A 15,575-nucleotide genomic window follows, 5' to 3' on the forward strand; every position below is an offset into this window, starting at 1 on the left:
CAAGCGCTCAGGCGTGTGACCTTGCCAACGCTGCGGTAAGGGAACCCTCAGTCACGCAGAGCGTTGAAGCGTCCCTGGTGGTAGAGGAGCGGCCGGCCCGCTCCCGCGGGGTCCCCGGCGACGGCCTGGGCGATCACCAGCCGATGATCTCCGGCCGGGACACGGGCCACGACGCGGCACACCAGCCAGGCGAGGACGTCGTCCAGGATCGGGACACCCTCGGGGCCCTCGCTCCAGCGCGTCGGGTGGCCGAACCGGTCGGCGCCGCTGCGGGCGAAGGTGCCCGCCAGCTCCCGCTGATGCTCGCCGAGTATGTGGACGCCGACGTACTCGACCTCGGAGAGCACCGGCCAACTGGAGGAGCCGGTGCCGACACCGAAGGAGAGGAGGGGAGGGTCGGCGGCGACGGAGCTGAGGGAGGTGGCGGTGAAGCCGACCGGGCGGTCGCCTTGGGCGGTGATGACCGCGACACCGGCCGCGTGCCGCCGGAAGACGGAACGGAGGAGGTCGGGAGAGGCCTGCCGGGGGGCGCCGACGGTGCGGAGCTCGGGCGAAACCGTCATCGAGTCGTCCTTCTGCGAGGGGAGTGTGCGAGGGGTCCTGGGGTTCTCAGACACCCGGACAGCGCGCGCTCGCGTGACGGGCCAGGTCGACGTGGACCCGCCCGTGGAGAAGGAGTTCTGAAGGCACATCGTCAAGACTGGCGATCGGTGGCAGGTGCAGTCAAGTGCGTACCGGGATGTGGGAGATGTGTCACCGCGTCAGACCGCCCGCCCCAGAGCGGCGATCACGTCCGCGCGACGGGGCTGCCCCGAGGCGCGGACGACGACCCGGCCAGCGCGGTCGAGAACGAGCACGGTGGGGGTGCGGACGACGTCGTACTTCCGTACGAGGTCGAGGCGTTCCTCGGCGTCTATCTCGACGTGGCCGACGCCCTCGACCATCCCGGCGACCTCGGCGAGTGTGCGGCGCGTGGCGCGGCAGGGCTGGCAGAAGGCGGTGGAGAACTGTACGAGCGTGGCCCGCGCGCCCAACTCGACACCCGCCTCCACGCCGAACCCCGGCCCGCGTCCCGCGTCAGGTCCGCTCTCGGATCCGCTCCCGGATGCGTTCCCGGATTCGGTGCGCCCGGTGTCGTGTCCGTCCCCGACGGGCCTCTCGGGCTGTTCTGACATGTCTCCGTCTTCCTCTCGCCCACCACTCCCCCGTGCAGCGCCCCGCGGCCCCCGATCGATTCCCGTCACGGCCGCCGGGCGTGACGATTATCTCCCCGTACGAAGCCGTCAGGACTGGTCACGGGGGCCCACATGGGGCACGATCTGCCCAAAGCCGAAAACCTACGGCTGCGTAACTTCCGCCGGGAGAACCCTCCCCAGGAACAGTAGAAGGGGTTCCTCTCAGATGGCAGAACTCGTGTATCGGCCGGTCATCGGTGCCGCCCTGACCATGTTCAAGGCACTGGACCTCAAGATCGACACGCAGGGTTCGGAGCACATCCCGCGCACCGGTGGCGCTGTGCTCGTCAGCAACCACATCAGCTATCTGGACTTCATCTTCACGGGCCTTGCCGCGCTGCCGCAGAAGCGTCTGGTGCGCTTCATGGCCAAGGACTCGGTGTTCCGGCACAAGGTCTCCGGCCCGCTGATGCGCGGCATGAAGCACATCCCGGTGGACCGCGCGCAGGGCGAGCACGCCTACAAGCACGCGCTGGAGTCGCTGAAGTCCGGGGAGATCATCGGTGTCTTCCCCGAGGCGACCATCTCGCAGTCCTTCACGCTGAAGAGCTTCAAGTCGGGTGCGGCGCGGCTGGCGCAGGAGGCCGGGGTCCCGCTGATCCCGATGGCGCTCTGGGGCACGCAGCGCGTCTGGACCAAGGGCCGGCCGCGCAACTTCAAGCGCAGCCACATCCCGGTGACGATCCGGGTGGGCGAGCCGATGGAGGCTCCCTCCGACCAGTACGCGGGCGCGATCACACGGCGCCTGCGCGAGCGCTGCCAGGAGCTCCTGGAGGCCGCGCAGCGCGCCTATCCCGTACGACCCAAGGACGCGAGCGACACCTGGTGGGTGCCCGCGCACCTCGGGGGCACGGCGCCGACCCCGGCCGAGGTGAAGGACGCCGGCTGACGTCGGCCGCGCGTCACGCACGGCCACGGGCACGGGGACGGGTACGCCGACCCCGTTGCTACTCCGGGTCGCCGACGGTGATCCGCGCCCCGGGGCTCAGCTTCTCCAGTGACTCGGCGAGCTCCGTGCCGGCGGCGATGAGCTCGTCGCGCGTCATGGGGGTGAGCGACTCCAGCAGGAAGACCGCGTTGACGGTGTCGTCGTCGATCCGCGTCCGCGGTCCCTGGCGCCAGTTCCAGCGACGGCAGGTGACGCCCGCCTCGTCGCGCCAGACGATCTCGCCGGGCTCCGGGTGCTCCACCGTCTCCTCGCCGCCCGCCACGGTCACGAACGGCTCGTCCCCGGTGGCCCGGACGAGAGTCATCGCGCCCTGGATGCGGTCGAGATCCTCGCCGCCGGCCGGGATGAGGTGCGCGACGCTGATCGCGTTGTAGGCGTCGACGAGCCGGTTGATCCGGGGCAGCCCGCCGTCGGCGAGCGCGCGCCTGGCCAGCGCCTCCGCGGAGTTGCGGGTACGGGAGGGCTTGGCGCCGAACGCGGAGTACGCGGCGCGCCAGGCCGCGATGTGCGGGTCCTTGTCCGGGGTACCGCCCGCGAGCCGCTCGGCGAGACGGCAGGCGGCGTCGTCGAGGAGCGCCGAACTGGCTTCGTCGCTGGGTCCGTTGACCAGTCCATGGGCCTCGATGGCGAGGTGGGTGAAGCCGGGCACGAGGGCACGCACCTCGTCGGACACCGTCAGGGTGAGGGGCATTGTCGTCCTTGCGTCGGAGGTCTCCCCCCATGGTGCAGGATACGGCACTGCGAAGTCCATTCCATTGGACCGCAGGGTGCAGCGAAACGGCCGACCGGAAGTCGCCGACTTCCGGTCGGCCGCATGCTCATGACCGCTGCTCAGGAGGGCGCTAGCGCGCCATCTCCTCCTTCAGGGCCTGGAGGAAGGCGTCGACGTCGTCCTCCGTGGTGTCGTAGGAGCACATCCAGCGCACGTCGCCCGCGGCCTCGTCCCAGAAGTAGAAGCGGAATCGCTTCTGCAGCCGGGTGCTCACCTCGTGCGGAAGCCGCGCGAAGACCGCGTTCGCCTGCACCGGGTAGAGGATCTCGACCCCGTCCACCTCCCGCACGCCGGCTGCGAGGCGCTGAGCCATCGCGTTGGCGTGCGAGGCGTTGCGCAGCCACAGGTCCTTGGCGAGCAGCGCCTCCAGCTGCACCGACACGAACCGCATCTTGGACGCGAGCTGCATCGACAGCTTGCGCAGGTGCTTCATGTGGCTGACCGCGTCCGGGTTCAGGACGACCACGGCCTCGCCGAACATCATGCCGTTCTTGGTACCGCCGTAGGAGATCACGTCGACGCCGACCGCGTTGGTGAACGCGCGCATCGGCACGTTCAGGGAGGCGGCCGCGTTGGCTATCCGGGCGCCGTCGAGGTGCACCTTCATGCCCTTGGAGTGGGCGTGCTCCACGATGGCCCGGACCTCGTCCACGGTGTAGACGGTGCCCAGCTCGGTGTTCTGGGTGATCGAGACGACCTGCGGCATGGCGCGGTGCTCGTCCTCCCAGCCCCAGGCCTGCCGGTCGATCAGCTCGGGGGTGAGCTTGCCGTCCGGGGTGGGCACGGTGAGCAGCTTGAGGCCGCCCATCCGCTCCGGGGCACCGCCCTCGTCCACGTTGATGTGCGCGGACTCGGCGCAGATCACCGCGCCCCAGCGGTCCGTCAGCGCCTGCAGGGCGGTGACGTTCGCGCCTGTGCCGTTGAAGACCGGGAAGGCCTCGGCGCTCGGACCGAAGTGGCTGTGCATGATCCGCTGGAGGTGCCCGGTGTAGTCGTCCTCACCGTAGGCGACCTGATGGCCGCCGTTGGCGAGCGCGACGGCTGCGAGCACTTCCGGGTGGACGCCGGCGTAGTTGTCGCTGGCGAAGCCCCGGACGGACGGGTCGTGGTGACGACGGGCGTCGGTCTTCGGGGGCAGGGCCGTGGTCACGGCTTGGGGGTCAGCCACAGACGCTGTCCATTCACTTCCTGTGCGGGCCGGTCCCAGACGGCGGCGATCTCGTCGGCCAGATCATTGACGTCGGTGAAGCCCGCGAACTTCGCATTCGGGCGCTCGGCGCGCATGGCGTCGTGCACCAGTGCCTTGATCACCAGGATGGCAGCCGCGGCCTTGGGGCCCTCGTCGCCCCCCGCCTTGCGGAAGTCGTCGCCCATGGCGAGCGTCCACGCCTCGGCCGCCGCCTTGGCCGCGGCGTAGGCCGCGTTGCCCGCGGTGGGCTTCGAGGCGCCCGCGGCGCTGACCAGCACATAGCGACCGCGGTCGCTGCGGCCCAGGGCGTCACGGAAGGCGAGGGTGGTGGACTGGACCGTGCGGATCAGGAGCTTCTCCAGGAAGGTCCAGTCGGCGAGGTCGGTCTCGCCGAAGGAGGCGCTGCCGCGCCAGCCGCCGACGAGGTGGACGAGTCCGTCGATCCGGCCGAACTCCTTCTCCGTCTTGTCGGCCCACTCCCGGGCCGCGCCGAGGTCGAACAGGTCGACCGTGTCGCCGACGACCGTGGCGCCGCCGTGGGCGTACCGGGCGGCGTCGACCGCCTCGGCCAGGCGGGCCGGGTCGGCGTCGGAGCCGACGACGATGGCGCCGGCCTCGGCGAGGCGCATCAGCGTCGCCCGCCCGGCCGGTCCGGCCGCTCCCGCGACCGCGATGACGGCACCCTCCAGCGGCCCGCCGTTCCCGTTGCCGTTCATGGTCGTCCCCTCCTCCTCCGTGACTGGGTTCACGCGGCAGCCTGCTCGGTCCGCGAAGCGTTCGCGGCGGTGATGCCCTTGGTGGAGGCGATCACGTCCTTCAGCTTCTTGGACAGGGCCTCATAGAACATGCTGAGCGGAAACTCGTCCGGAAGCACGTCGTCGACGAGCTTGCGGGGCGGGAGGGTCAGGTCCAGGGCGTCGGGGCCCTTGGCCCAGCGCGATCCGGGGTGCGGGGCGAGGTAGGTGGAGACGAGGTCGTACGCCTTGAACCAGTGGACCAGCTTCGGGCGGTCGATGCCGTCGCGGTACAGCTTCTCGATCTCGGCACAGAGCTGGTTGGTGACCTCGGGGGCCCGCTGCCAGTCGATCTTCAGCTTGTTGTCGGTCCAGCGCACGACGTCGTGCTTGTGGAGGTACGCGAAGAGGAGCTGGCCGCCCAGGCCGTCGTAGTTGCGGTTGCGGTCACCGGTGACGGGGAAGCGGAACATCCGGTCGAAGAGGACGGCGTACTGCACGTCACGGCCGTGGGCGTTGCCCTCGGCCTCCAGCTTCACGGCCTCCTTGAAGGCGGTGAGGTCGCACCGCAGCTCCTCCAGGCCGTACATCCAGAACGGCTGGCGCTGCTTGATCATGAAGGGGTCGAACGGCAGGTCGCCGTGGCTGTGGGTGCGGTCGTGGACCATGTCCCACAGCACGAAGGCGGCCTCGCAGCGCTTCTGGTCCTCGACCATGGCCGCGATGTCCTCGGGAAGCTCGATGCCCAGGATGTCCACGGCGGCCTCGGTGACCTTGCGGAAGCGGGCGGCCTCGCGGTCGCAGAAGATGCCGCCCCAGCTGAAGCGCTCGGGGGCCTCGCGCACGGCGATGGTCTCGGGGAAGAGGACGGCCGAGTTGGTGTCGTAACCGGCGGTGAAGTCCTCGAAGGTGATGCCGCAGAACAGCGGGTTGTCGTAGCGGGTGCGCTCCAGCTCGGAGAGCCACTCCGGCCAGACCATGCGCAGCACGACCGCTTCCAGGTTGCGGTCCGGGTTGCCGTTCTGGGTGTACATCGGGAAGAGCGCCAGGTGCTGGAGCCCGTCCTGACGGTCCGCGGCGGGCTGGAAGGCCAGCAGGGAGTCCAGGAAGTCCGGCACCTCGAAGCCGCCCTTGGCCCAGGTGCGCAGGTCGGCGACGAGCGCGCGGTGGTACGCCGCGTCGTGCGGGAGCAGCGGGGAGAGCTGCTCGACCGCGTCCACGATCCGCTCGACCGTGCTCTCGGCCTGGGCGCGGGACGGCGCGCCCTCGGCCTCGAAGTCGATGGAGCCGTCCTTGCTCTGCCAGGGGCGGATCTCCTCCACGGCATCCTTGAGCTCGGGCCAGGCAGGGTGGTCGATCACCGGAGCAGCGGTGAGTATCCCCCCACCGGTCGCGTCCTGCACAAGAATTTCCGTCATGTCACTTCCTCCACAGGAGAACCTCGCGTCAAGACACCGTATCCGTCGGCGGTTCCCCCGGACAAGAGGAGCAAGAGAAATTATCCTGTGCGACCCCCATGGTCACCGCTGAATTTCCTGCGCGATGGGGTTTAGGCGCTCGCATCCCCCGCTTCGGGACCGTGGCCTGGCCGACCGGAGCGCCCCGGACGCCCTGGGGGCTCCCGGGGGCGGCGGAGACGGAAACCATCCGCCGGAGGGGGGCCTTCCGACGGCACGCGCGCATGCGCTTCCTTCTTGCGGTGAAGTCATTAGGCTGCGCCCCGAGCCGCACCGGGAGCCCGGAGGGACCTGGGCCCGGACATCGACGGAAGCGAGAAGATCTTGAGTTTCCTCACCATCGGTCACCGCGGAGTCATGGGCGTCGAGCCCGAGAACACCCTGCGTTCCTTCGTCCGCGCCGAACGGTCCGGCATGGACGTCATCGAGCTGGACCTGCATCTGAGCAAGGACGGCGCGCTCGTCGTCATGCACGACGCCGACGTCGGCCGGACCACCGACGGCAGCGGCCCGATCGCCGAGAAGACCCTCGCCGAGCTGCGCGAGCTCGACGCGGGGCACGGGGAGCGCGTCCCCGTCTTCGAAGAGGTCCTGGACGCGGTGACGTCCCCGCTCCAGGCGGAGATCAAGGACGTGGCGGCGGCCAGGACGCTCGCCGAGGTGATGAACCGGCGCGACCTGGTCGGCCGAGTGGAGGTCCTCTCCTTCCACGACGAGGCCCTCGCCGAGGTCGCCCGGCTGGTCCCCGGGGCCCGTACCGCGCTCGTCGCCGAGGAGTGGGGCGCGGACATCGTGGACCGGGCGAAGGCCGTCGGTGCCGGCGCGCTCGTCCTGAGCATTCAGCACCTGACCCTGGAGACGGTCGAGCACGCCCACCGGGAGGGGCTGCGGGTGATCGGCTGGGTGGTCAACACCCAGGACCATCTGCGGCTGGTCCGCGCCCTGGAGCTGGACGGCGCGACGACCGACTATCCGGAGATCCGCCGCACCGGCCGCTTCACGGCCTGAGGGCGGCGGGTCGGAGGCCCCTCAGACCAGCGGCTTCACCAGGAGCTCGAACTGCAGGTCGTCCCGCTGCGGGACGCCGAACCGCTCGTCGCCGTACGGGAACGGCGTCATCCGTCCCGTACGGCGGTAGCCGCGCCGCTCGTACCAGGCGATGAGCTCCTCGCGTACCGAGATCACGGTCATGTGCATCTCGCTCACGCCCCAGATCTCCCGCACCCGGCGCTCCGCCTCCTCGATGATCCGGCGCCCGAGGCCCGAGCCCTGGAGCTCGGGGCGGACGGCGAACATGCCGAAGTAGGCGGCCTCGCCACGGTGTTCGAGCTGGCAGCAGGCGACGAGCTCGCCGTCCCGCTCCACCACCATCAGCCGGCTGCCCGGCGTGGTGATGACGGCGCGCACACCCTCCTCGTCGGTCCGCTGCCCCTGCAGGATGTCCGCCTCGGTGGTCCAGCCGGCCCGGCTGGAGTCGCCGCGGTACGCCGATTCGACGAGCGGCACGAGGGCGACGACGTCGTCCTCGACCGCGTCGCGGTAGGCGATCCGGTCGGTGTCCTGGGGCGTGGCGGTGTCCATGCGGTTCGGGTCTCCCCTCGGAGGCGCTGACGATCCCCCCGAGCGTAGCGCCCCGGCGTGTGCTCCCCCACGTACGCCTGTGCGCTCGCGTGCGCCCGGCCGGGCGCGGGCATCGACGGGGAGGGAGACCTCGGGAGGTGTGCCGTGCACGGACCGGCCTTGTCGGCCTGGCTGCTGCTGACGCTGTGCGGGGCGAGCGGGGCGTACTGCCTGCTGCGCGCGCGTCGATGCACGGGAGAGGAGCGCAGGACGGCGGCGGGCGAGGCGGTGATGGGCTTCGGCATGGCCGCGATGGCGCTTCCCGCCGCGGTCGTGACGCCACCGTCGTGGTGGTGGGCGGTGTACGCGGCGGTGTTCGGGGCGGCGGCGCTGCACGCGCTGGTGTCGGTGCGGCGCGGAGGTCACCATCTGCACCATCTGGTGGGGTCGCTGGCGATGGTCTACATGGCGTGGCCCGTCCAGGGCGCGGCGCACGGCACGCACGGGAGCGGCGGGGGCGGGGGAAGCGTCCCTCTGGTGACGGCGGCGCTGCTCATGTACTACGTCGCGTACGTGCTCCGCTCAGGAGCGCGCCTTGTGCCGGTGACGGGCTCGGTCGCGGCCTCGATGGCGGCGCCGGTGACGGCCTCGATGGCTCTGACCTCGGGCGGTACGGCGCCGGCGTGGGCCCTGCGGCCCGAGTTCACGCTCGTGTGCCGGCTGTCGATGGCCCTCGCGATGCTGGCCATGCTCGTCACGCTGTGAGCCGGGCGCGCCGAGCGGCGCCGTGGCGTACGTCACTTGCCGCGCCTGGCCGTACCCGCGCGTAGGACGGCCTCATAGGCTTGCGTCATGTTGGTCTCCCTCGCGTTGCTCGCGCTCGGCGTCCTGACGGCCGCCGTGGCCCCGCGGCTGTTGTCGCGGTCGGACTGGGCGGAACGCGAGCCCGTGGTGGCGCTGTGGATGTGGCAGTGCGTCGTGGCAGCGGTGCTGCTGAGTTTCGCGCTGTCGATGACGTTCAGCGCGGCGGCCGCCTGGCAGGGCGTGCGGGGCCACCTCTTCCTCGGCGCACCGCGCGGAGTGATCGAGGCGTACGAACTGGGCACGCACCAGCCCTGGTCGGGGGCGCTCGCCGTGATCCTCGCCTGCGGCGGGCTGTGGACCGGCGCGATGCTGACCCGGGAGATCCGCGGGGCGCGGGCCCGCCGTCGGCAGCGGCGTTGCGAACTGCTCGTCCGCTCCCCTCTGTTGCCCGGAGAGGAGCCGGATGGCGAGCGGCTCGTCGTCCTGGAGGGCGAGCGGGCTGACGCCTGGTGGCTGCCGGGCACCACACCGCAGTTGGTCATCACGACGGCGGCGCTGCGCCGGCTGAAGGGGCGCCAGCTCGATGCCGTCCTCGCCCACGAGCAGGGACACGCCCGGGCGCGCCACGACTGGCTGCTGCACTGCTCGGGCGCGCTCGCGGGCGGGTTCCCCGGGATTCCGGTGTTCGCGGCCTTCCGTGACCAGATGCACCGGCTGGTGGAACTGGCGGCCGACGATGTCGCCTCGCGGCGGTTCGGGCGGCTGACGATCGCGCTGGCGCTGGTGGAACTGAACGAGGAGCGCGGGGTGTTCGGCCCGGGTTCGACGCCCGGCGCGGACCTCCCCGGGCGGGTGAACCGCCTTCTGACGGCCACGCCCCGGCTCACCGCGGGACGGCGGCTGCGGCTGACGGCCGCCGCGGCCCTGGTGCCGGTGGTGCCCGTCCTGGTGGCGTTCGTGCCCGCGCTGAAGGCGCTCGGATAGCGCGGACGGCGCGGACACGGGGTGTGCCGGCGCGAACGTCGGGGAAGATCGGCCCATGCGTTCCTCCGCCCTGATCTCCGGTGCTCTGGCCGTGCTGCTGCTCGTCTTCGTGGCGGTGGGCTGGTCCCCGCTCCTCTCCCTGGACCGGTCCGTCGCCGACGCGCTGCACCGCAGCGCTCTGGCCGAGCCCGGCTTCACACATGCCAACCGGCTCCTGTCCGACTGGGTGTGGGACCCATGGACGACCCGCGCGCTGATCGCCGCCGCGGTCCTCATCCTGTGGTGGCGGCGCGAGCGGTGGCTCGCCCTGTGGGTGACGGCGGCGACCCTCCTCGCGGCGGGAGTCCAGCAGGGGCTGAAGGCGGCGGTCGGCCGGCCGCGGCCCGGGTGGCCCGATCCGGTCGACTCGGCGCACTACGCGGCCTTCCCGTCCGGACACGCGATGACCGAGACGGTGGGTTGCGGGCTGCTGCTCTGGGTGCTCGCCCTGCACTGGCGGGAGACCTGGCGCGGCTGGAGCGTGCTCGCCGTGGCCGCGCTGATGTCCGTGCTCGGGGTCGGGTGGACCCGGATCTACCTGGGCGTGCACTGGCTGTCGGACGTGGTGGCCGGCTGGCTGCTGGGCTGGTGCGTCGTCGCCGTGTCGATCGTCACGTACCGCCGATACGGCGACCGCTGGGACGAGAGGGACAAGGGGAGCGCCGGTCGGGCGGATCCTCGGGGCCCGGACGGGAGCAGAATGGGAGAAACAACGTGAAGCCGCCTGTTCTGGACGATCCCCCGCGTCGCCCAGAACAGACGGCAAACCCACTGACCAGCCACGAAGGCGCGACAGCAGACTGCGCTGAGTATATTGGCTGCGAGCCAGTCAACGCAGGAGTCCAGCATGTCCCCGCGTAGCCCAGAGGTCAATGAAGAGCTTCGGCGACGCTCACGTGAGCGACTTCTCCAGGCCACGGTCGAGCTCGTGTCGGAGCGCGGGTACGAGGCGACGACGCTGGGCGACATCGCCGAGCGGGCCGGTTCGGCGCGCGGACTGATCTCGTACTACTTCCCTGGCAAGCGCCAGCTCCTGCAGTCGGCGGTGCACCGGCTGATGCACCTCACCCTGGAAGAGGCCCTGGAGCGCGAGCCGCGCACCGAGGACGGGCGCGAACGGATGGCGCGGGCCATCGACGCGGTGCTCGGTCTGGCCGTGGACCATCCGGTGCTGATGCGGACGCACATGGCGGGCATCCTGCAGGCGGAGGGCTTCGTGCAGTGTCCGGAGCAGCAGCGGCTGGCGTTCCTGCTGCGGGACACGATGACGCGCTACGGCTCGGCGAACGTGGACGCGGACTACCCGCTGCTCCGGGCGCTGCTCATGGGCGCGGTCGTGGCGGTGCTGCTGCCGGGGGCACCGATGCCGGTGACGCGGCTGCGGGCGGAGCTGTTCCAGCGGTACGGGCTGGACTGGGAGCAGGGCATGCCGCCGGACGGGGGTCCGCCCGACGGCATGCCGTTCACGGCTTCGGTGTTACCGGTCCGTGTGCCACGTCAGTCGTCGTCCCAGTCGCCCCAGTCGTCGTCGAAGTCGTCGAAGTAGTCGGGCTGGGTCTGGACGTTGAGCGCGTCCATCCGGACCCGCTTCGCCGGGTCCGTACGACGGTCGTCGAGCTTCAGGACGTCGAAGCCCTTCGCGATGTCGTTCGAGTAGATGTAGCCGTTGTAGTAGTACGCGGACCACGAACCGCCCGTGCTGATGGTGGTGGCGGAGAGCGGACCGCGCTCGAAGTAGGCGATCTCCTTCGGCTTACGGGAGTCGGTGAAGTCCCAGACGGAGACACCGCCCTGGTACCACGCCTGGACCATGAGGTCCTTGCCCTTGACCGGGATCAGCGAGCCGTTGTGGGCGACGCAGTTCTCGGTGTCGGCCTGGTGGCGGGGGATCTTGAAGTAGCTGCGGAAGACGAGCTTGCGGTGCTTGCCCTTGCCGACGATGTCGTAGATGCCGTCCGCGCCGCGGTTCGGGCCCACGGCCTCGTTGCAGGTGGCCGCGCCGCCGCCGCCGAGCTCGTCGGTGAAGACGACCTTGTTCGCCTTCTGGTTGAAGGTCGCGGAGTGCCAGAACGCGAAGTTCACGTTGTCCTGGACGCGGTCGATGACCTTCGGCCGCTCCGGGTCCTCGATGTCGAAGAGGATGCCGTCGCCCATGCAGGCGCCGGCCGCGAGGTCCTTGCCCGGCAGCACGGTGATGTCGTGGCAGCCCGTGGTCTTGGAGACACCCGGGTTGGTCGGACCACCGGGGTTGCCGCCGCCGTCCGGGCCCTCACCGGGGAAGAGGACGGGGAAGGAGACGATCGCGGACTTCTCCGGTGCCTTGCGCGGCACCTTGATGACCGAGATGCCGTCATGCGGGGGCTGGCAGTCCGGGAACGCCGCGTTGGGCGAGTAGGACGAGACGTAGACGTACACGTCCCGCTTCTCGGGCACCAGCGTGTGGGTGTGCGATCCACAGGCGGTCTCGACGGCGGCGACGTACTTCGGGTTCCTGATGTCGCTGATGTCGAAGATCTTCATGCCCTCCCAGGAGGACTTCTCCGTGGCCGGCTGGCTGACGCTGGCACAGGAGTTGTCGCTGCGGGAGGAGTCGGTGGAGAGGAAGACGAGGTTGCCGGAGACGGAGATGTCGTTCTGCGAGCCGGGGCACAGGACCTGGGCGACCGTCTTCGGGGCGCGCGGGTTGCTGATGTCGAAGATGCGGAAGCCGTCGTAGTTGCCCGCGAACGCGTACTTGCCCTGGAAGGCCAGGTCGGAGTTGGTGCCCGCGAGCGCGTCCTTGGGGATGTTCACGAGGTGCTGGATGTTGTCGCTGTGGACGATCTCGTCCACACCGGGTATCTCGCCGCTCTGGATGGCGGACCGGGCCTCGGCCGCCTGCTCCGAGGAGACGGCACCCTGCGACGCGGGGGCGTCACCCGGGTCGGGCGTGGCGGCCGCGGGGCCGGCAGCGAGCAGGCTGACCAGCAGTCCGACCGCGGCGGTCGCCACACCCAGACCTCTGATCCGAGCATGCGGGGTACGCGTGATGCGGGTGGTTCGCAACGAAGTCACTCCGTCCTCCCTTGTATCCGTTCGTAGTTGAACGGTTGATGGACCCCGGCAGTATCGTCCTTAGCGTGCACATCTCAACAGATGGCAACACACATGTCATGAGAGTTTTTGATCGACTTCTCGTGGAAGCGTGCTAGGAACATTCCACCCGGCCATGCCTCGGCCCTGCCCCCGGAACCACCCCTGGAGGTCGCCTTGTTGAACCGCCGTATCCGCGGAGCCGCCGCCGTGGCGCTCAGCGCCGTCGCCGTACTGGCGCTCGCCGCCTGCGACTCGGGCGCCGACTCGGGAGGCGAGCCGCAGAGTCAGGGGTCCACCGGGCCCGCGGTGGTGGCACCGGGGAAGCCGGGCGAGCCGGCGCGGAGGATATCCCCCGCCGAGGCGTCCAAGCTGCTGCCCGACGGCAAGCCCAACGCGGCCGACTTCCATTACGCCCAGATGATGATCGTCCATCACCAGCAGGCGCTCACGATGACCGCGCTCGTACCGGATCGTGCCGAATCGACACAGATCAAGAAACTGGCGGACCGGATCACGGCGGCGCAGAAGCCGGAGATCGGCGCGATGGAGGGTTGGCTGAAAACCAACGGCGGCCCGCGCGAGCAGACCGGCCACGACCACCACACGATGCCGGGGATGGCGACCGAGGCTCAGCTCGCGACGTTGCGGAACGCGAAGGGGAAGGCCTTCGACGAGCTGTTCCTGAAGCTCATGATCACCCACCACGACGGAGCCGTGACGATGGCGGCGGAGGTGCTGGGGAGCGGGAACAACGTGCTCGTGGAGGAGATGGCGAACGACGTGATCGCGCAGCAGACGGCGGAGATCAGCCGGATGCGTTCGATGTAGCCGGGGCGGCGGCTGCGTTCTCGCCCGTGTCGCGCACCTCCCCTCCGGGGGCTTCCGGTGGGATGCTGGAAGCCTCTCGGCGGGCATCCCCGCGGCGGGAAGGAGTACGGACGTGCTTCGTGTCGCTGTCGTCGGTTCCGGACCCAGCGGGGTCTACACGGCCCAGTCACTGGTCCAGCAGTCGGCCGTGCCCGGGATACAGGTCGACGTCCTGGACCGGCTGCCCTGCCCGTACGGCCTGGTCCGCTACGGGGTCGCACCCGACCACGAGAAGATCAAATCGCTGCAGCAGAACCTGCGGGCGGTCCTGGAGGACGAGCGGATCGCCTTCGTCGGCGATGTCGAGATCGGCGCGCGAGGGCTGACTCCGGCCCGCCTCCTGGAGCTGTACCACGCGGTCGTGTACTGCGTGGGCGCGGCACGGGACCGGCGCCTCGGGGTGCCCGGCGAGGATCTGGCGGGCAGCTACTCGGCGACGGACTTCGTCTCCTGGTACAGCGCGCACCCCGATGCCTCGGCCAACGGTTTCGCCGGGTCCGGGACCGGTCTCGACGGCCGGTCCGCGGTCGTCATCGGCGTGGGCAACGTGGCGGTGGACGTCACGCGGATCCTGGCCCGGGGCGTGGACGAGCTGCGGCCGACGGATGTGCCCGAGGGCGCGCTCAAGGCGCTGGAGGCCAGCCGGGTGCGTGAGGTGCACATGGTCGGGCGGCGCGGGCCGGGGCAGGCCAAGTTCACGACGAAGGAGCTGCGGGAGCTGGGATCGCTCCCGGGCGTGCGCGTGGGAGTGGAGGCGGCGGACCTGGCCCTGGATCCGTCGTTCGCCGACCCTTCGGACCTCCCCGCGGTGAACCGGCGGAATCTGGAGGTCGTCCGCGGCTGGGCGGCGGGCGACGCGGGTGACGCGGACGGGGAGGACGTGGCGCGCGGGATCCGGTTGCGGTTCTTCCTGCGGCCCATGGAGCTGCTCGGCGAGAACGGCCGCGTGGCCGCGGTCCGTTTCGAGCGCACCGAGCCGGACGGCGCCGGAGGTGTGCGGGGGACCGGCCGCTACGAGGAGATCGAGGCCCAACTGGTGCTGCGGGCCGTCGGGTACAAGGGCGTCCCGCTTCCCGGGCTGCCGTTCGACGAGAGGCGGGGCACGGTGCCGAACGAGGCGGGTCGCGTGCTGCGTGACGGCGCCCCCTCGCGCGGCGAGTACGTGGCCGGCTGGATCAAGCGCGGCCCGACGGGCGTCATCGGCACGAACCGGCCGTGCGCGAAGGAGACGGTGGCCTCGCTGCTGGCCGACGCGGCGGAGCTGGCGGGCCGTCAGGTGGCGGGCGACCCGCTCGCCGCGATGCGCGAGCTGGGTCACGAGCCGGTCGCCTGGAGGGGCTGGCTCTCGATCGAGGAGGCGGAGTCGGCCCTCGGTCACGCGCTGGGCCGCGGTCGGGTGAAGATCCCCGACTGGGCGGGGCTGCGGGCCGCCGCCCGCGAGGACGCGACCGGACGCGACTGAGGGGGCCGGCGCCGCGCTCGGCCGTCGGACCTAGCCGTCCAGACGGGCGGACTGGGCGTCCGCCGCCGCCAGGACGCTGTCGAGGAGGCCGGGGAAGAGGGCGTCGAGGTCGTCCCGGCGCAGGGCGTTCATCTTGGCCGTGCCCTGGTAGTCCTGCTGGATGACGCCGCTCTCGCGCAGCACGCGGAAGTGGTGCGTCGTCGTCGACTTGGTCACCGGGAGGTCGAAGAACGAGCAGCTCAGCTCGGTGCCCTCACGCGCCATGTCGCGGACGATCCGCAGCCGCACCGCGTCGGAGAGCGCGTGCAGCACACCCTCGAGCCGGATCTCCTCACGCGCGGGGTGGTCGAGGACGCGAGTGCTCGTCGCGGTCGTCACGGAGGCTCCACTTCGTTCGGGAACCACCATTGTACGAAAGGCGCCGTAGTTTGACAGACGCCGTACTACG

17 protein-coding genes are annotated in these 15,575 nt (G+C 70.8%); 8 read left to right on the plus strand and 9 right to left on the minus strand.

The genetic code is table 11. From position 1 onward, the window contains the following. Positions 1–47: 47 nt before the first annotated feature. Complete coding sequence (locus ACFY8U_RS30805; protein WP_389575524.1) at positions 48–563, minus strand: flavin reductase family protein; 516 nt, start codon at positions 561–563, stop codon at positions 48–50. Between the two features lie 198 nt (positions 564–761). Next, positions 762–1,175 (minus strand): TlpA family protein disulfide reductase, encoded by a 414-nt coding sequence (locus ACFY8U_RS30810; protein WP_389575525.1) that lies wholly within the window; start codon positions 1,173–1,175, stop codon positions 762–764. A gap of 226 nt (positions 1,176–1,401) precedes the next feature. Between ACFY8U_RS30810 and ACFY8U_RS30815 the strand changes: the two genes are divergently transcribed. After that, positions 1,402–2,124, plus strand: coding sequence for a lysophospholipid acyltransferase family protein (locus ACFY8U_RS30815; RefSeq protein WP_389575526.1), 723 nt, complete (start codon positions 1,402–1,404; stop codon positions 2,122–2,124). 58 nt (positions 2,125–2,182) lie between these two features. On the opposite strand, the gene ACFY8U_RS30820 is transcribed toward ACFY8U_RS30815, so the two are convergent. The 4 genes from ACFY8U_RS30820 to ACFY8U_RS30835 all read right to left on the minus strand — a co-directional run bounded on the left by ACFY8U_RS30820 (position 2,183) and on the right by ACFY8U_RS30835 (position 6,297). Then, positions 2,183–2,875: a B3/4 domain-containing protein gene (locus ACFY8U_RS30820; protein ID WP_389575527.1), complete on the minus strand. Its 693-nt coding sequence runs from the start codon at positions 2,873–2,875 to the stop codon at positions 2,183–2,185. Positions 2,876–3,026: 151 nt separating this feature from the next. Continuing rightward, on the minus strand, positions 3,027–4,106 hold the full coding sequence (locus ACFY8U_RS30825) for a low specificity L-threonine aldolase (protein ID WP_361438103.1): 1,080 nt from the start codon (positions 4,104–4,106) through the stop codon (positions 3,027–3,029). Beyond that, entirely contained in the window at positions 4,103–4,861 is a 759-nt protein-coding gene (locus ACFY8U_RS30830) for an SDR family NAD(P)-dependent oxidoreductase (protein WP_361437977.1), read from the minus strand. The genes ACFY8U_RS30825 and ACFY8U_RS30830 overlap by 4 nt, the downstream gene beginning before the upstream one ends. 29 nt (positions 4,862–4,890) lie before the next feature. After that, complete coding sequence (locus ACFY8U_RS30835; protein ID WP_389575528.1) at positions 4,891–6,297, minus strand: DUF6421 family protein; 1,407 nt, start codon at positions 6,295–6,297, stop codon at positions 4,891–4,893. Positions 6,298–6,660: 363 nt separating this feature from the next. On the opposite strand from ACFY8U_RS30835, the gene ACFY8U_RS30840 reads away from it, so the two are divergent. Further along, positions 6,661–7,344 (plus strand): glycerophosphodiester phosphodiesterase family protein, encoded by a 684-nt coding sequence (locus ACFY8U_RS30840; RefSeq protein WP_361758854.1) that lies wholly within the window; start codon positions 6,661–6,663, stop codon positions 7,342–7,344. A 21-nt stretch (positions 7,345–7,365) separates the two neighbouring features. Here ACFY8U_RS30840 and ACFY8U_RS30845 read toward each other — a convergent pair whose 3' ends face one another. Beyond that, positions 7,366–7,917, minus strand: a complete 552-nt coding sequence (locus tag ACFY8U_RS30845; protein WP_389575529.1) for a GNAT family N-acetyltransferase — start codon at positions 7,915–7,917, stop codon at positions 7,366–7,368. Positions 7,918–8,061: 144 nt separating this feature from the next. On the opposite strand from ACFY8U_RS30845, the gene ACFY8U_RS30850 reads away from it, so the two are divergent. The 4 genes from ACFY8U_RS30850 (at position 8,062) to ACFY8U_RS30865 (ending at position 11,269) form a co-directional block, all read left to right on the plus strand. After that, a complete protein-coding gene (locus tag ACFY8U_RS30850) occupies positions 8,062–8,661 on the plus strand; it encodes a DUF5134 domain-containing protein (protein ID WP_389575530.1) in 600 nt (199 codons plus the stop codon). 87 nt (positions 8,662–8,748) lie between these two features. Continuing rightward, on the plus strand, positions 8,749–9,684 hold the full coding sequence (locus tag ACFY8U_RS30855) for a M56 family metallopeptidase (protein WP_389575531.1): 936 nt from the start codon (positions 8,749–8,751) through the stop codon (positions 9,682–9,684). A 55-nt stretch (positions 9,685–9,739) separates the two neighbouring features. Next, a complete protein-coding gene (locus ACFY8U_RS30860) occupies positions 9,740–10,441 on the plus strand; it encodes a phosphatase PAP2 family protein (protein ID WP_389575532.1) in 702 nt (233 codons plus the stop codon). Positions 10,442–10,570: 129 nt separating this feature from the next. Further along, the gene (locus ACFY8U_RS30865; RefSeq protein ID WP_389575533.1) at positions 10,571–11,269 is read left to right on the plus strand and encodes a TetR/AcrR family transcriptional regulator; all 699 of its coding nucleotides are present in this window, start codon (positions 10,571–10,573) and stop codon (positions 11,267–11,269) included. Here the strand turns inward: ACFY8U_RS30865 and ACFY8U_RS30870 are convergent. Beyond that, positions 11,221–12,777, minus strand: a complete 1,557-nt coding sequence (locus tag ACFY8U_RS30870; RefSeq protein ID WP_389575534.1) for an LVIVD repeat-containing protein — start codon at positions 12,775–12,777, stop codon at positions 11,221–11,223. The two genes, ACFY8U_RS30865 and ACFY8U_RS30870, sit on opposite strands and share 49 nt — an antisense overlap. A 195-nt stretch (positions 12,778–12,972) precedes the next feature. Here ACFY8U_RS30870 and ACFY8U_RS30875 point away from each other — a divergent pair, with 195 nt between their 5' ends. Together ACFY8U_RS30875 and ACFY8U_RS30880 are read left to right on the plus strand one after the other, a co-directional pair. Continuing rightward, the gene (locus tag ACFY8U_RS30875; protein WP_361597915.1) at positions 12,973–13,626 is read left to right on the plus strand and encodes a DUF305 domain-containing protein; all 654 of its coding nucleotides are present in this window, start codon (positions 12,973–12,975) and stop codon (positions 13,624–13,626) included. Positions 13,627–13,738: 112 nt separating this feature from the next. Further along, positions 13,739–15,127 (plus strand): FAD-dependent oxidoreductase, encoded by a 1,389-nt coding sequence (locus ACFY8U_RS30880; protein WP_389575535.1) that lies wholly within the window; start codon positions 13,739–13,741, stop codon positions 15,125–15,127. 30 nt (positions 15,128–15,157) lie between these two features. Here ACFY8U_RS30880 and ACFY8U_RS30885 read toward each other — a convergent pair whose 3' ends face one another. Further along, positions 15,158–15,505 carry an ArsR/SmtB family transcription factor gene (locus ACFY8U_RS30885; RefSeq protein WP_389575536.1) on the minus strand — a complete coding sequence of 116 codons (348 nt, stop codon included), beginning with the start codon at positions 15,503–15,505 and terminating at the stop codon, positions 15,158–15,160. Positions 15,506–15,575 lie beyond the last annotated feature (70 nt).

This window comes from Streptomyces sp. NPDC012508 (assembly GCF_042902595.1).
Taxonomy (GTDB): Bacteria; Actinomycetota; Actinomycetes; order Streptomycetales; family Streptomycetaceae; genus Streptomyces.

Bases quoted from the DNA above. Each gene is read 5' to 3' on its own strand.
- ACFY8U_RS30805 (WP_389575524.1), bottom strand. From the start codon at position 563: ATGACGGTTTCGCCCGAGCTCCGCACCGTCGGCGCCCCCCGGCAGGCC.
- ACFY8U_RS30810 (WP_389575525.1), bottom strand. From the start codon at position 1,175: ATGTCAGAACAGCCCGAGAGGCCCGTCGGGGACGGACACGACACCGGG.
- ACFY8U_RS30815 (WP_389575526.1), top strand. From the start codon at position 1,402: ATGGCAGAACTCGTGTATCGGCCGGTCATCGGTGCCGCCCTGACCATG.
- ACFY8U_RS30820 (WP_389575527.1), bottom strand. From the start codon at position 2,875: ATGCCCCTCACCCTGACGGTGTCCGACGAGGTGCGTGCCCTCGTGCCC.
- ACFY8U_RS30830 (WP_361437977.1), bottom strand. From the start codon at position 4,861: ATGAACGGCAACGGGAACGGCGGGCCGCTGGAGGGTGCCGTCATCGCG.
- ACFY8U_RS30835 (WP_389575528.1), bottom strand. From the start codon at position 6,297: ATGACGGAAATTCTTGTGCAGGACGCGACCGGTGGGGGGATACTCACC.
- ACFY8U_RS30845 (WP_389575529.1), bottom strand. From the start codon at position 7,917: ATGGACACCGCCACGCCCCAGGACACCGACCGGATCGCCTACCGCGAC.
- ACFY8U_RS30855 (WP_389575531.1), top strand. From the start codon at position 8,749: ATGTTGGTCTCCCTCGCGTTGCTCGCGCTCGGCGTCCTGACGGCCGCC.
- ACFY8U_RS30860 (WP_389575532.1), top strand. From the start codon at position 9,740: ATGCGTTCCTCCGCCCTGATCTCCGGTGCTCTGGCCGTGCTGCTGCTC.
- ACFY8U_RS30865 (WP_389575533.1), top strand. From the start codon at position 10,571: ATGTCCCCGCGTAGCCCAGAGGTCAATGAAGAGCTTCGGCGACGCTCA.